General features: G+C 65.9%; 15 protein-coding genes. 14 read left to right on the top strand and 1 reads right to left on the bottom strand.

Going from position 1 to position 13,181, the window contains the following annotated elements:
- The first annotated feature begins 17 nt into the window (after positions 1 to 17).
- The 6 genes from AC07X4_RS12185 to AC07X4_RS12160 all read left to right on the top strand — a co-directional run bounded on the left by AC07X4_RS12185 (position 18) and on the right by AC07X4_RS12160 (position 5,479).
- A complete protein-coding gene (locus tag AC07X4_RS12185) occupies positions 18 to 707 on the top strand; it encodes a class II aldolase/adducin family protein (protein ID WP_494740214.1) in 690 nt (229 codons plus the stop codon).
- 54 nt (positions 708 to 761) lie between these two features.
- Positions 762 to 1,829, top strand: coding sequence for an alpha/beta fold hydrolase (locus AC07X4_RS12180; RefSeq protein WP_494740192.1), 1,068 nt, complete (start codon positions 762 to 764; stop codon positions 1,827 to 1,829).
- 25 nt (positions 1,830 to 1,854) lie between these two features.
- Positions 1,855 to 2,652 (top strand): 2-oxo-tetronate isomerase, encoded by a 798-nt coding sequence (otnI, locus tag AC07X4_RS12175; RefSeq protein WP_494740191.1) that lies wholly within the window; start codon positions 1,855 to 1,857, stop codon positions 2,650 to 2,652.
- Between the two features lie 364 nt (positions 2,653 to 3,016).
- Positions 3,017 to 4,045, top strand: a complete 1,029-nt coding sequence (locus AC07X4_RS12170) for an ABC transporter substrate-binding protein (RefSeq protein ID WP_494740190.1) — start codon at positions 3,017 to 3,019, stop codon at positions 4,043 to 4,045.
- Positions 4,046 to 4,058: 13 nt separating this feature from the next.
- A complete protein-coding gene (locus AC07X4_RS12165) occupies positions 4,059 to 5,066 on the top strand; it encodes an isopenicillin N synthase family dioxygenase (protein ID WP_494740189.1) in 1,008 nt (335 codons plus the stop codon).
- Positions 5,063 to 5,479 carry a VOC family protein gene (locus tag AC07X4_RS12160; protein ID WP_494740188.1) on the top strand — a complete coding sequence of 139 codons (417 nt, stop codon included), beginning with the start codon at positions 5,063 to 5,065 and terminating at the stop codon, positions 5,477 to 5,479. The genes AC07X4_RS12165 and AC07X4_RS12160 overlap by 4 nt, the downstream gene beginning before the upstream one ends.
- A gap of 92 nt (positions 5,480 to 5,571) precedes the next feature.
- Here the strand turns inward: AC07X4_RS12160 and AC07X4_RS12155 are convergent, their stop codons facing one another.
- Positions 5,572 to 6,561 carry an isopenicillin N synthase family dioxygenase gene (locus tag AC07X4_RS12155; protein WP_494740187.1) on the bottom strand — a complete coding sequence of 330 codons (990 nt, stop codon included), beginning with the start codon at positions 6,559 to 6,561 and terminating at the stop codon, positions 5,572 to 5,574.
- Between the two features lie 452 nt (positions 6,562 to 7,013).
- Between AC07X4_RS12155 and AC07X4_RS12150 the strand changes: the two genes are divergently transcribed.
- From AC07X4_RS12150 to AC07X4_RS12115, 8 genes are all read left to right on the top strand, one after another.
- Positions 7,014 to 7,529, top strand: a complete 516-nt coding sequence (locus AC07X4_RS12150) for a nucleoside deaminase (RefSeq protein ID WP_369750496.1) — start codon at positions 7,014 to 7,016, stop codon at positions 7,527 to 7,529.
- 67 nt (positions 7,530 to 7,596) lie between these two features.
- Positions 7,597 to 8,253: a TetR/AcrR family transcriptional regulator gene (locus tag AC07X4_RS12145; RefSeq protein WP_056747723.1), complete on the top strand. Its 657-nt coding sequence runs from the start codon at positions 7,597 to 7,599 to the stop codon at positions 8,251 to 8,253.
- Between the two features lie 189 nt (positions 8,254 to 8,442).
- The gene (locus AC07X4_RS12140) at positions 8,443 to 8,745 is read left to right on the top strand and encodes a 2Fe-2S iron-sulfur cluster-binding protein (RefSeq protein WP_476017034.1); all 303 of its coding nucleotides are present in this window, start codon (positions 8,443 to 8,445) and stop codon (positions 8,743 to 8,745) included.
- Positions 8,746 to 8,777: 32 nt separating this feature from the next.
- The gene (locus tag AC07X4_RS12135) at positions 8,778 to 9,365 is read left to right on the top strand and encodes an NAD(P)H-dependent oxidoreductase (protein WP_044398955.1); all 588 of its coding nucleotides are present in this window, start codon (positions 8,778 to 8,780) and stop codon (positions 9,363 to 9,365) included.
- 23 nt (positions 9,366 to 9,388) lie between these two features.
- Positions 9,389 to 10,708: an amidohydrolase family protein gene (locus tag AC07X4_RS12130; RefSeq protein WP_436078152.1), complete on the top strand. Its 1,320-nt coding sequence runs from the start codon at positions 9,389 to 9,391 to the stop codon at positions 10,706 to 10,708.
- Positions 10,705 to 11,169, top strand: a complete 465-nt coding sequence (locus tag AC07X4_RS12125) for a RidA family protein (protein ID WP_121943611.1) — start codon at positions 10,705 to 10,707, stop codon at positions 11,167 to 11,169. The genes AC07X4_RS12130 and AC07X4_RS12125 overlap by 4 nt, the downstream gene beginning before the upstream one ends.
- 29 nt (positions 11,170 to 11,198) lie before the next feature.
- A complete protein-coding gene (locus AC07X4_RS12120) occupies positions 11,199 to 12,062 on the top strand; it encodes a creatininase family protein (protein ID WP_436131714.1) in 864 nt (287 codons plus the stop codon).
- An 86-nt stretch (positions 12,063 to 12,148) separates the two neighbouring features.
- Complete coding sequence (locus AC07X4_RS12115; protein WP_494740186.1) at positions 12,149 to 13,147, top strand: ABC transporter substrate-binding protein; 999 nt, start codon at positions 12,149 to 12,151, stop codon at positions 13,145 to 13,147.
- The last annotated feature ends 34 nt before the right edge of the window (positions 13,148 to 13,181 follow it).

Raw genomic sequence — 13,181 nt, 5'->3', positions numbered from 1 at the left:
CCTCTACCCCCGCCTTCATGGATGAGCGCCAGGCCCGCGACGAGATCTGCCGCGTGGGCCGCAGCCTGTTTGAGCGGGGCTATGTACACGCTACCGCAGGCAACATCAGCGTGCGCCTGGCAGATGGCTACCTCATCACCCCCACCGATGCGTGCCTGGGCACCCTCCAGCCCGAGCGGCTGGCACGCCTGGACGCACAAGGCCAGCAGGTGGCGGGCGACCGGGCCAGCAAGACCATTGCGCTGCACCGGCAGATTTACGAGGCCTCGGCATCGACAGCCGCACCGGCCCGCTGCGTGATCCACACCCACAGCACGCATCTGGTGGCCTGCTCGCTGCAAGCCGACACCGCTGCAGGTGGCCAGCTGGCGTCCGATGCGCAATTGCTGCCCCCCATCACGCCCTACTTCGTCATGAAGGTGGGCCGCGTGCCGCACATCCCTTACCACCGCCCTGGCGACCCGGCTGCAGCCGCGCTGGTGGCGCAGACCATTGGCCGCTATGCCGCAAAGGGCAGCCCTGTGCGCGCTGTGATGCTGGCGCGCCTGGGGCCCAACGTGTGGCACGACACGCCCGCCGCCGCCATGGCCGTGCTGGAAGAGCTGGAAGAAACCGCACGCCTGTGGATGCTGTGCCAGCCTCGCCCCACGTCGCTGACCGAGCCCCAGATCGAAGAGCTGCGCCAGAGCTTTGGTGCCCACTGGTAACGGACGGGCTGTGCCCATGGCGCGGGGATGAAAGAACACACAAGGAGACAAACCATGACCCTTTCTTTCTGGCGCAAAGCCTTTGCTCCCATGCTGCTGGGCGTGCTGGCCACGGGCGGTGCATCGGCTGCGGACTACCCCGCCCCCCAACACGGCGAGTGGGTCGTCAAGGATTTCCGCTTTCACACCGGCCAGACCCTGCCCGAACTCAAGCTGTCCTACTCCACCGTGGGCGATCCCGCAGGTGAGCCGGTGCTGGTGCTGCATGGCACCAATGGCTCGGCAGAGAGCATGCTCACGCCCGGCTTTGCAGGCACGCTGTTTGGCCCCGGCCAACCGCTGGATGCGCGCAAGTACTTCATCATCCTGCCGGACGCCATCGGCACCGGCCGCTCCAGCAAGCCGTCTGACGGCCTGCGCGCCGCCTTTCCGGCCTACAACTATGACGATATGGTGCAGGCCCAGTACCGCCTGCTGACCGAACACCTGGGCGTGCGCCATGTGCGCGCCATCATCGGCAACTCCATGGGCGGCATGCACACCTGGGTGTGGGCCCAGCGCTACCCCGATTTCATGGGCATCGCCGTGCCCATGGCCTCGCTGCCCGCCGCCATGTCGGGCCGCAACTGGATGATGCGCCGCCTGCTGGTCGATGCCATCCGCAACGACCCCGAATGGCAGGGCGGCAACTACACCCGCCAGCCCCGCAGCCTGCAGTTTGCATCGGTGTTCTTTGGCACGGGCACCAACGGCGGCAACCAGGGCCTGCAAAAGCTGGCCCCCAATCGCGCTGCGGCCGATGCGCTGGTGGAGCAACGCCTCAAAGCGCCTTTCCGTGGCGATGCCAACGACCACATCTACCAGTGGGAGGCATCACGCGACTACGACCCCGAGCCCGGGCTGGAACGCATCACCGCGCGCGTGCTGGCTATCAACTCGGCAGACGATGAGCGCAACCCACCCGAGCTGGGTGTGCTGGACAAAGCCATCGCCCGCATCCCGCACGCCCAGGCCTACGTGATCCCTGCCAGCGCCGACACCCTCGGCCACAGCACGGTGGGCCTGGCACGCTTGTACCAAGACCGGCTGGCCCAGGTGCTCACCAACGCACCGCGCCGCTGACCCTCATTTTTCAGGAACCCTCTGTATGCCCCGCTTTGCCGCCAACCTGTCCATGCTCTACAACGACGTGGACTTTCTCGACCGTTTTGCCGCAGCTGCCCGCGATGGCTTCCAGGCGGTGGAGTACCTTTTTCCCTACGCCTACTCTGCGCAAGAACTGTCCGCGCGCCTGCAAGCCAACGGCCTGCAGCAAGTGCTGTTCAACGCCCCGCCCGGCCACTGGGACGCGGGCGAGCGCGGGCTGGCCTGCCTGCCGGGGCGCGAGGCCGAGTTCCGCGAAGGCATTACCAAAGCCATCGACTATGCCAAGGCCCTGCAATGCCCCCGCATCCACGTGATGGCCGGGCTGGTGCCCCAGGGTGCGGACGCGGCCGCCGTGCGCGCCACCTACATCGCCAACGTGCGCTACGCCGCCGAGCAAGCCGCGCCCCATGGCATCCATATCCTGCTGGAGCCCATCAATGGCCGTGACATGCCGGGCTTCTTCCTGAGCCGCCAGGACCAGGCCCACGCACTGATCGCCGAGATCGGTGTCGCCAACGTGAAGGTGCAGATGGACCTGTACCACTGCCAGATCGTGGAAGGCGACCTGGCCATGAAGGTGCGCCAGTACCTGCCCACAGGCAACGTCGGCCACTTCCAGATTGCCGGTGTGCCTGAGCGCCACGAACCCGATGTGGGCGAGATCAACTACACCTATCTGTTCAAGCTGTTGGACAGCCTGGGCTACGACGGCTGGATTGGCTGCGAATACCGCCCCGCGCGCGGGGTCGCCGCCCACGCCACCAGCGACGGGCTGGGCTGGCTCAAGCCCTGGCTGTAAAGACCTACCTCGCACCACAGTTGCCGTTGCACGCCAGACACTGGTGCAGCGCGCACCATGGTGTGGCGCGCGGGGGTGTTAGGGCATGGCCCGCACGATGGGATCGCATGGCACAGATCCTGCAAATACGCAGACGCCAAGAGTAGAAGCGTTCAGCGGCCACCGCCCGGAAATTGCTCTTGAAGCATGCAATGGACTGACGCCACCACGGGCGCGCAGGACTGTGCGTCTTCAGGAGGCCGGTGCCCCCACCTCGCAGCCCCAGCGCCCTGTCGGTTGATTGCATGCACCCCGTTCGGAGGGGTGTGAAGCCTGGCTTTTCACTCCCCCGTGGTTACCCGCCAACGACCAGGAGTGCTCCACCATGCAACGCCGTTCCCTCATCCGCGCCACCGGCGCCGCCGCCCTTCTGTCTGCCACACCGTTTGTGCGCGCCCAGGGCACTCTGCAAAAGTTCAAGTTCAACCTGGGCTGGAAGATCGAGGCCTCGGGCGCAGGCTTTTTGCTGGCGCAGCAGCGCGGCTACTACAAGGATGCAGGCCTCGATGTCACCATCGACACCGGCAACGGGTCTGCCTCGGCCATCAGCCTGGTGGCGGGTGGTGCCTATGACGTGGCATCGGCCGACCTATCGACCATGATTGAGTTCAACACCGCCAACCCGCAGTCCAGGCTGGCAGCGGTCGCCATCCAGTACGACCTGAACCCCAACTCGGTCATGGTGCGCAAGGACGGCGCTATCAAGAAGCCCGCTGACCTGGCGGGCAAGACCATCCTGGGTCAGCCCTTCAACGCTTCGCGCAAGCTCTTTCCCGCCTTTGCCAAGGCACAGGGCTTTGATGGCAGCGGCGTGAAATGGGAGAACGTCGCACCCGACATCGGCGACACACGCTTCGTCAAAGGCGATTTCGACGCAGCGGCGTACTTCTTCTTCACCGGTCTGCTCAACCTGAAGGCGCGAGGCCTGACACCTGATCAGATCACGGTGTTCCGCTTTTCGGACTATGGCCTCAAGTCGTATGGCAACGGGCTCATTGCCAACGCCAAGAGCATGCAGGACAACCCGGATGCCATGAAGGCCTTCGTCAAAGCCACCACACGCGGCTGGGTCGACGCGATTGCCGACCCGCGCGCCGGCGCTGCCGCCATCAAGGCCCGAGAGCCACTGGCCCATGAAGAGATCGAGTTCGAGCGCCTGCAGCTCATCGTGGACGGCACCATGAAGACCGCCGAGACACGCGCCAACGGCTGGGGCGCTGCCACGCCTGCGCGCCTGCAGGCCACCATCGATGAGACCGTGGCAGCCTTTGGCCTCAAGAGCAGCCTGGCGGTGGCCGACATCTGGACCGACCGCTTTCTGCCCCCGGCCGTAGACCGCAAGCTCAAGGCCTGACCAGGGGAAAGCCATGGGCATCCCCCTCCTCGACCTCAGTGGCGCCCTGCAGCCGGGCGCGCCGCGCAGCCCCGCCGTGATGGCCGTGGCCGCCCAACTGCGCCAGGCCTGCACGGGCCCGGGGTTCTTCTACGTGCGCCACCACGGTGTGCCGCAGGACATCATTGCGCGCCAGTTTGCCTTGGCGCAGCAGTTCTTCGACCTGCCGCTGGCCTCCAAGGAAGCGATTTCGCTGCACCACTCACCCGCGATGCGGGGCTACGAAAGCCTGGGCGGGCAGACCCTGGACGCGAATGCGCGCCCGGACCTCAAGGAGAGCTTCTACTGCGGGCTGGACTACGCGGCAGACCATCCGTATGTGCAGCGCGGCTACCACTCCTACGGCAGCAACCAGTGGCCGGAGGCGTTGCCCGAGCTGGCCACCCAGAGCCGCACCTACATCGCCGCCATGCGGCAACTGGCCCTGCGGCTGATGCAGCTGCTGGCGCTTTCGCTCGACCTGCCCGAGGATTACTTCGACCACACACACCAGAGCCCCATGCTCACGCTGCGGCTGCTGCGCTACCCACCCCATCCTGAGAGCGCCGATGCGCTCACCTTTGGCGCGGGCGAGCACACCGACTGGGGTGCCATCACCCTGCTGGCCCAGGACCACCATGGCGGGCTGGAGGTGAAACTGCCCACCGGCGAATGGGTGGCTGCCACACCCATCGAGGGAGCGCTGGTGGTGAACCTGGGCGACATGATTCCGCGCTGGACGAATGGGCTGTACCGATCCAACCCCCACCGCGTGCGCAATGTGCACAGCGGGGGCGCACCGCGCCACTCCATTCCGTTTTTCTACACGCCCGACTACGAGGCCCAGGTGGTCCCCGTCCCCACCTGTGTGCCTGCCGGTGAGTCGCCGCGCTTTGAGCCCTGCACCGTGGGCGAGCACTTGCAGGCCATGTACCGCAAGACCTATGGCCTGGGTCAGACCGCTACATCCACCACCAAAGCCAGCGCGGCGGTGATGGCATGAGGCTCTGGTTCAACCTGCTGTGCCAGGACATCGAGGCACAACTGCAGTTCTATCAAGCCCTGCTGCAGTTGCCCGAGGCGCCGGGGACGCGCTCGGCCATCTACCGGGCGGTGGAGACCGAGCACTTCCAGCTCGGCTTCAACGCCCCCGAGGCCTATGCCCTGCTGGGCCTGGCTGACCGGCAGCCCAGCGCAGCCTTGCCGTCACCGCGCAGCGTGACAGGCTACGCCACCTTCATGCTCGACAGGCCCGATGCTGTGGACGCTGCCAGCGAGAAGGCAGAAGCTCTGGGCGGGCAGATCATCAAGCCACCCTACGCCACCTATTACGGCCAATGGCAGGCGGTGCTGGCGGACCCGGAGGACAACGTGTTCCGGGTGAGCGCTGTGGGCGTGCCCCGCGACGTTGTTTGAGCCGCCCCTACCAGGCCAGGCCATCGATGGCGGTGCCCGTCGAGGCATCAGCGGGGTGAACCAACGCCCACCCCTGTGCCATCCATCGCGCCTCAATAGGCCTTGAAGTTGGCCGCCACCCGCTGGTTCAGGTAGTCGCCGGCAGCAATCGCGGGGTACTTCTTGCCCGGCCCTTCGATGATGGCGTCGCGGTTGGCCTGGGCAAAGAAAGCGATGCTGTAGCGCGGCCCCATGTACTCGCCGGGCAGCGGGTTCTTCACGCGGTGGAAGTTGCTGGGCAACTGGTCGTCGCTCCAGCGCATCAGCATGTCACCGATGTTGCAGGTGATGGCCTGCTCGTCGGGCTCCACCGAGGTCCAGGCCTGGGTGTCCATCTCCTTGCCCGGGCACACCTGCAGGCCGCCCTGGCCCTGGCGCTGGAAGAGCAGGGTCAGGCAATCAAAGTCGGTATGCGCCCCGGCGCGCCACAGGCCCAGGTGGGCTTGTTGCTCGGGCGGGGTCGCAAAGTAGTGCAGCAGGCGCAAGGTGCTTTGGTAACTGGCCTGCGCAGGGTCGTGCGCGCGGGCAAAGAAGGCCTCGTCAAACCCCAGCTTCCATGCAAAACACGACAGCACCTGCATGGCCACCTGCCAGCACTGGCCCTCAAACGCAAGCATGGTGGCCTGAAAGCCCGCCAGCTCCTCGTCGGTGGGCCACAGGCCCGCCATGTGCGGACGGGTGATCTGGTACGACTCCTTCTGATCCGGCGTGCCGGTGGAGGGCCGCACCTGAGCGCGGCTTTCCCAGCCCACATTCAGCGCTTTCTTGAGCGGGTACTGCGCCTTCACAGCGTCGGGCAGCGCAAAGAAGCGCTCGGTCATCGCAAAGGCGTTGTGCACTTCGGCCAGGTCAATGCCGTGGTTCACGATCTGGAAAAATCCGACATCGACAGCGGCGTCCCACAGCTGTTCGGCAATCTCGGTCTTGCGCTGCGCAAAGTGGCTGAGGTCGATGCGGCGGATCTCGCGGCTCGCGGTTTCCGAGCCCATTGCGCCCATGCGCGTTTCTTTTTGCAGCTCGGCGAGGTCGTAGGTGGCGGTCATGCAGTTCTCCTGAAGACAAGTGGAAGGAAGAAAGGCCCTCCCGCTGGGTGCTTCAAGAGTGGGTGACACCGCCTGCGGCGGCCATCCTTTCAACCCTTGAAGCCACGGTGTACCAACGCACACCGCTGTGCGCACAGCGGGCTTCAAGAGCAATTTCCGACTGGCATCGCCCCGTGCAGGATGGCACAGGGGGGCAACGCAGTGAACGCTTCTACTCTTGCCAAAAGCGATGCAAGAAGAATGCCCACGGCGCCTTGCTTGTGTGTCCACGCAGGGTGAGAGCGCTTGGGCACGGCGCATCAAAAGCCATGCATACATGTCACTGATTGTGATTGGCATGCCAAATGCATAGCGCCCTGCACCACAACGGCGGGCGTGCAGACAGTCCGGCGTTGCACAACGATAGCAACCCACCCACCATCGACGGAGACACCTACACCATGCACGCGCTCATGTCTGCACCCCCGGCCAGCTTTGACGACCCCACCCCCATCAACGACACCGACGGCACCTACCTGCGCCAGGCCATCGCGTGGTCGTGCACGGCCCGCGCGCGCGGCAACCGCCCGTTTGGTGCGGTGGTCATCAGTGCCGAAGGGCGCCTGCTGGCCGAGGCCTACTGCAACACCACCGAGACAGGCGACTGCACCGGCCACGCCGAGACCAATGCCGTGCGCCAGCTCAGCCCCCGCGTGGGCCGCGATGCCCTGGCCAAGGCCACGCTGTATTCGTCGGCCGAGCCCTGCGTGATGTGTGCGGGCGCCATCTTCTGGTCGGGCATTGGGCGCGTGGTGTTTGGCATCGATGCGGAACGCCTGCGCGTGTTCCGGGGCGAACGTGCCGAACAGCGCGACGCCGAGCTGTCGTGCCGCGACGTGTTTGCCGCCTCGCCCCACGCCATCGAATGCATCGGCCCGGCGCTGGTCGAAGAAGCCAGCGCACCGCATATCGGGTTCTGGAAAGTCTGACCCACTCCTGCGCGGGCAGAATCTGCGGCGCACACTCTGCAATCCCCCCATGCCTCGCACCAAAGCCATGACCGAATCCGAAGCCGAAGCCGCCTCCGGCGCGCTGCTCAGCCGCGCCAAACAGGGGCGCGAACGCATCCTGGGCGCCATCCGCGAGGCGGCCATTGCCGAGTTCAGTCGCCATGGTTTCAAGGGGGCATCCACCAAAGCCATTGCCGAGCGCGCCGGCCTGACCAAGCCCCAGCTGCACTACTACATCAGCAGCAAGGAAGAGCTGTATGAAGAGTTGCTGTACTCGGTGCTCAACGGCTGGTCGGGCGCCTTCATTTTTGACAGCAACAGCGACGATCCCAAGAAGGTGTTGAGCAGCTATGTGCGCAAGAAGCTCGACTACGCACTGGACAACCCGGGCCTGTCGCGCATCTTCACCACAGAGGTGCTGGGCGGTGGGCGCAACCTGGGCAAGTACTGGCCGGTGGCCGTCAAGTCCACCCAGCAGAAGGTGGACCTCATCAACCGCTGGATTGCCGAAGGCCGCATGCGCAAGGTGGACGCCAAGGTTTTGCTGATGCAGATCTGGGGCATGACGCAGCACTACGCCGACTACGGCGTGCAGGTGCACATCATGCTGGGCCTGGCGCCCGACGAGCCCATCGACCGCGAGCCCATCGTGCGCGAACTCACCAGCTTTGTGCTGCTGGGCTGCGGCCTCGCACCAGACTAAGGCCCCCGCCCCATTCTGGGCATGCCTCGGGTGCCCGAGGGGCGAATCCCGGGCAATTTGCACCAGCACGCGGCGTCAAAAGCCCCTTTCAGGCCGCGTTGATCCACCACAAAGACGTTTGACCGCTTTTTGTGGCTGGCACATCCTTTGCAATAGTTTGACCAATCGATCAAATCACATGGTCAAACAATGCAGACAGCTCCTGACACCGCCGACGCCGCCCGCACAGAACACACGTTCGAGCTGATCCTGCAGCGCAGCCAGATGCGCTTGCCCGTCGCCCCCGGCGAGAGCATGGCCGATGTGCTGCAGCTCGCTGGCGTGCCGCTGGAAACCCTGTGCGAGCAGGGCGTGTGCGGCACCTGCGTGACCCGCTGGCTGGACGGCGAGCCCGACCACCGCGACAGCTGCCTGAGCGCTGCAGAGCAAGCCACCCACGTCGCCGTGTGCTGCGCGCGCAGCCACAGCGCCACGCTCACGCTGGACCTGTAGGCCCATCCCCCACAACCCGAAGGACCCCCGCTATGCGCATCCTCGTGATCTATTGCCACCCGGTAGAGACCAGCTACAACGCCGCACTGCACACCGAGGTGGTGCAGCAGCTGCGCGGCGCGGGCCATGAGGTGGACGACTGCGACCTGTACGCCGAGGGCTTCAACCCCGTGATGACCCGCGAGGAGCGCCTGGGCTACCACGAGGTGCCCAGCAACCAGTTGCCCGTGCAGGGCTATGTGGACCGCCTGCTCTGGGCCGAAGCCGTGGTGTTCTGCTTTCCCACCTGGTGCTTTGGCATGCCGGCGATGCTCAAGGGGTTTTTCGACCGCGTGCTCATGCCCGGCGTGGCCTTTGACATCAGCGATCCGCACAACGTCAAGCCCTCGCTCACGCACATCAAGCGCATCTCGGCCGTGGTCACCTACGGCCGCCCGCGCTGGACGGCCCTGTTCATGGGCGACCCGCCGCGCAAGTCCATCACCCGCTACATGCGCCTGCTCACGGGCGGCAAGGCGCGGGTGGACTACCACGCCTACTACCACATGAACGTGGCCACACCGCCCCGGCTGGCGGCCTTCAAGGCCCGTGTGGGCCAGGCGATGGCGCGCTTTGCATAAGAACACGTTCTAAGGGCCACGGCATGCACGCATCCAACACCCCCGACCACATCCTGCGCGCCCGGCTGCCGCGCTGGCTGCTGCCCTCCGCGTGGCCGCAGCAGGGCCACCAGCCCGCACTGGCCGATCTACGCCTGGCCCAGGGCCGCATCGTGCAAGTGCTGCCCCACGGCACCCAGCCTGCGCTACACGGCGCTGTGTGGGACGTGGCAGGCGGGCTGGTGCTGCCCGGCCTGGTCGATGCGCACACCCACCTGGACAAGGCCTTCACCCTGCCGCGCATGGGAGAAGTCAAACCCGGCCTGCTGGGCGCCATCGAGGCCATGATGGTGGATCGCCAAAGCTGGACCGAAGCAGACACCCACGCCCGCGCCAGCCGCGCGCTGCAATGGGCCTACGACGCAGGCACCGTGCACCTGCGCACCCACTGCGACTGGTGGGAGCCCGACGCGCAGCCACTGGCCTGGAACGTGTTGCGCGCACTGGCCCACGACTGGGCCGACCGCATCACGCTGGAGCGCGTAAGCCTGATCCCCCTGCACCTGTACGCAGACCGCAGCGCCGCCCTGCGGCTGGCGGCCACCGTGGCTGCGAGCGGCCCTGGCGCCTTGCTGGGCGGCTTTGTGCACTCTACCAACTGGGACCCGCAGGCGCTGCGCCACCTGTTGGAAGCCGCACAACACCATGGCCTGAACGTGGACCTGCATGTGGACGAAGAACTGCACCCCGGCGCCCAGGGCTTGGCGACCACCGCCGCACTGCTCAAAGAACTGCGCTTTGAAGGCCATGTGGTCTGCGGCCACACCTGCGCGCTGGCCGCACAGGACGAGGCCACGGCCCTCGCCACGCTCGATGCCGTGGCACAAAGCCCCATCACCCTGGTCACGCTGCCCATCACCAACCTGCTGCTGCAGGACGCCACCACCGGCCGCACGCCGCGCCAGCGTGGTCTGACGCTGGTGAAGGAGGCCCGTGCACGCGGCATCCCGGTGCTGGTCGCCAGCGACAACGTGCAAGACCCGTTCTGCCCCGTGGGCAGCTTCGACCCGCTGGAAGCCCTGGCCACGGGTGTGCTGGCTGCGCAGCTGGATGCACCTTTCGACCAATGGAGCGAATCGCTGTGCCGCGCCGACTGGCTGTGCACCGGCCGCACTGGCACCACGGCGCTGCCGCTGCAGCCTGGCACGGTGGCTGACCTGCTGGTCTTCACGCAGGCTGACCACTGGGGCTTTCCATCGCGCGCACAAAGCCGTGTGGTGCTGCGCCAGGGCCGCGTCGCCAGCGGCTATGCACCGGCTGCCTGGCATGTGCCAACCACCCAATCCGCAAGGAGCCTCGCATGAGCCCCACATCTGCGCCAGGTATCGCCCAGCCCCTGGCCCGCTACGCCGCATGGCGCCGCGCAGGCGACTTCATCTACCTGAGCGGGATCATTGCCGTGGACCCTGCCGCCAGCCGCATCGTGCGTGGCTATGACGACATCCCGCATGAGGCCGCCACGCTGATTGGCCGAACGGGCGAGTTCAGCAGCGACATCAAGGAGGGCCCCATCCTCGCGCAGAGCTGGTATGTGCTGGACCGCATTCGCCAGACCATTGAAGCGGCGGGCGGCCAGATGTCCGACGTGTTCAAGCTGGTGCAGTACTTCAAGAACCTGGACCACTTCCCGCAGTACAGCCGCGTGCGCAAGCTGTTCTTCCCCGGCGAGCCCCCCGCATCCACCGTAGTGGAAGTGAGCGGCATGTTGCCCACGCCCGACATCCTCATCGAGGTGGAGGCCACGGCCTACCTCCCTTTGCGCTGACAACGCCTTCCTTCACGAAAGAACCACCCATGCTGCACGGCTACAACCCGCCCCACCGCTACCTGCCCTACCTGAGCTGGACCGAGATCGCCGACCTGCCGGACAAGGAGAACACCGTCATCGTGCTGCCCACGGGCGCCACCGAGCAGCATGGCCCGCACCTGCCCTGTGCGGTGGACACGGTGATCAGCGCGGGTGTGGTGGGCCATGCGCTGGCGCGCCTGCCGGCCGATGTGCCTGCGTTCGCGATGGCGCCCATCACCTACGGCAAGTCCGAAGAGCACCTGCACTTTCCCGGCACCGTCACGCTCAGCGGCGAGACCCTGCTGGCCACCATGAACGAGGTGGGCGAGTCGGTGTACCGCGCGGGCTTTCGCAAGCTGCTGTTTGTCAACGGCCACGGCGGCCAGCCGCAGGTGATGGAGATGTGCGCACGCGAGTTGCGCCTGCGCCATGGCGACTTCATTGTGGTGCCCAGCTTCACCTGGCGGGTACCACATGTGGCGGGCAAGTACCTGTCCGACACCGAAAAGAAACTGGCGATGCACGCAGGCCACGCCGAGACGGCGTTGATGCTGGCGTTGGCTCCCGACACCGTGCACATGGAGCGTGCGGTAGTCAACTATCCGCCCGTTTTTGACTCGCCCCTGCTCTCACCCGACGGCCGCCCGGCCTGCGCCTGGAGTGCGCGCGACTTCGGCCCCAGCGGAATCATTGGCGACCCGCTGCCCGCCACGGCCGAACAGGGCCACGCCATCCTCGACTCGCTGGCCGTGAGCTGGGCCGCCGCCATTACCGAGCTGCATCGGCTGCAGTGGGCACCGCGCACTGAGCCCACCTGGGGCCGCGCCAATCACACCGGCCACGTGGAGCACTCCAGCGCACTGGCCTGAAACCTGCGAACGCTATCGCAAAACCTTTTCGCCTTTCCCTTCGTTGTCCCTTCGTTCCACCTCCACCACCCTACCGGAGTACCAACATGATGAAGACCGCCTCCCGCCTTTCCAAACTTGGTGCAGCCGCGCTGCTCGCTGTTGGTGCCGTCGGCACCATGCAAGCCCACGCGCAGGAAAAGTTCACCTACATGACCAACTGGTATGCGCAGGCCGAGCATGGCGGCTTCTACCAGGCGGTGGCTACGGGCCTGTACAAAAAGTACGGGCTGGATGTGACCATCAAGATGGGCGGCCCGCAGGTCAACATCGTGCAGATGATGGCCGCCGGCCAGGCCGAATGCGTGATGGGATCGAGCGACCTGCAAATGATCCAGATGCGTGAGGGCGGCGTGCCCGTGGTCAATGTGGCGGCCGTGTTCCAGAAGGACCCGCAGGTGCTCATCGCGCACGAGGACGTGAAGAAATTCGAAGACCTCAAGGGCAAGACCATCCTGATCGCCTCGTCGGCCCAGCGCGGCTACTGGCCCTGGCTCAAGGCCAAGTACGGCTTCACCGACTCACAGACGCGCCCCTACACCTTCAACATCCAGCCCTTCGTGGCCGACAAGAACGCCGCCCAGCAGGGCTACCTGACGTCCGAGCCGTTTGCGATTGCCAAGGCGGGCGTTAAGGCAAACACGCTGATGTTCAGCGACCAAGGCTACCCAGCCTACGCCACCACCATCTCGTGCATGGAAAAGACGGTGAAGGACCGCAGCGCCGCCGTGGCCTCGTTCGTGAAGGCATCGATGGAAGGCTGGAAGAGCTACCTGGCCGACCCCGCCCCGGCCAACGCGCTCATCAAGAAGGACAACCCCAACATGACCGACGAACAGCTCGCCTACAGCGTGGCCAAGCTCAAGGAAATGGGCATGGCCACGGGCGGCGATGCCACCACCATGGGCATCGGCATCATGACCGACGCACGCGCCAAGGCCAGCTACGACTTCTTGGTGGACGCCAAGCTCATCGACCCTGCCAAGGTGAAGCTGACCGAGACCTACACCACGTCGTTCGTCAAAGACCTCAAGGTTCTGCCCTGAGCTTGACAGCCCTGAAACAGCGGCCGGTGCGCCC

The sequence above is a fragment of the Acidovorax sp. GW460-11-11-14-LB4 genome, assembly GCF_059423685.1.
Note: the sequence above shows the minus strand (reverse complement) of the source record. Positions and strands in the feature narration are given on the sequence as shown.

Coding starts and splice junctions, on each gene's coding strand:
- AC07X4_RS12185 (WP_494740214.1), top strand. CDS start 18: ATGGATGAGCGCCAGGCCCGCGACGAGATCTGCCGCGTGGGCCGCAGC.
- AC07X4_RS12180 (WP_494740192.1), top strand. CDS start 762: ATGACCCTTTCTTTCTGGCGCAAAGCCTTTGCTCCCATGCTGCTGGGC.
- otnI (WP_494740191.1), top strand. CDS start 1,855: ATGCCCCGCTTTGCCGCCAACCTGTCCATGCTCTACAACGACGTGGAC.
- AC07X4_RS12170 (WP_494740190.1), top strand. CDS start 3,017: ATGCAACGCCGTTCCCTCATCCGCGCCACCGGCGCCGCCGCCCTTCTG.
- AC07X4_RS12165 (WP_494740189.1), top strand. CDS start 4,059: ATGGGCATCCCCCTCCTCGACCTCAGTGGCGCCCTGCAGCCGGGCGCG.
- AC07X4_RS12160 (WP_494740188.1), top strand. CDS start 5,063: ATGAGGCTCTGGTTCAACCTGCTGTGCCAGGACATCGAGGCACAACTG.
- AC07X4_RS12155 (WP_494740187.1), bottom strand. CDS start 6,561: ATGACCGCCACCTACGACCTCGCCGAGCTGCAAAAAGAAACGCGCATG.
- AC07X4_RS12150 (WP_369750496.1), top strand. CDS start 7,014: ATGTCTGCACCCCCGGCCAGCTTTGACGACCCCACCCCCATCAACGAC.
- AC07X4_RS12145 (WP_056747723.1), top strand. CDS start 7,597: ATGACCGAATCCGAAGCCGAAGCCGCCTCCGGCGCGCTGCTCAGCCGC.
- AC07X4_RS12140 (WP_476017034.1), top strand. CDS start 8,443: ATGCAGACAGCTCCTGACACCGCCGACGCCGCCCGCACAGAACACACG.
- AC07X4_RS12135 (WP_044398955.1), top strand. CDS start 8,778: ATGCGCATCCTCGTGATCTATTGCCACCCGGTAGAGACCAGCTACAAC.
- AC07X4_RS12130 (WP_436078152.1), top strand. CDS start 9,389: ATGCACGCATCCAACACCCCCGACCACATCCTGCGCGCCCGGCTGCCG.
- AC07X4_RS12125 (WP_121943611.1), top strand. CDS start 10,705: ATGAGCCCCACATCTGCGCCAGGTATCGCCCAGCCCCTGGCCCGCTAC.
- AC07X4_RS12120 (WP_436131714.1), top strand. CDS start 11,199: ATGCTGCACGGCTACAACCCGCCCCACCGCTACCTGCCCTACCTGAGC.
- AC07X4_RS12115 (WP_494740186.1), top strand. CDS start 12,149: ATGATGAAGACCGCCTCCCGCCTTTCCAAACTTGGTGCAGCCGCGCTG.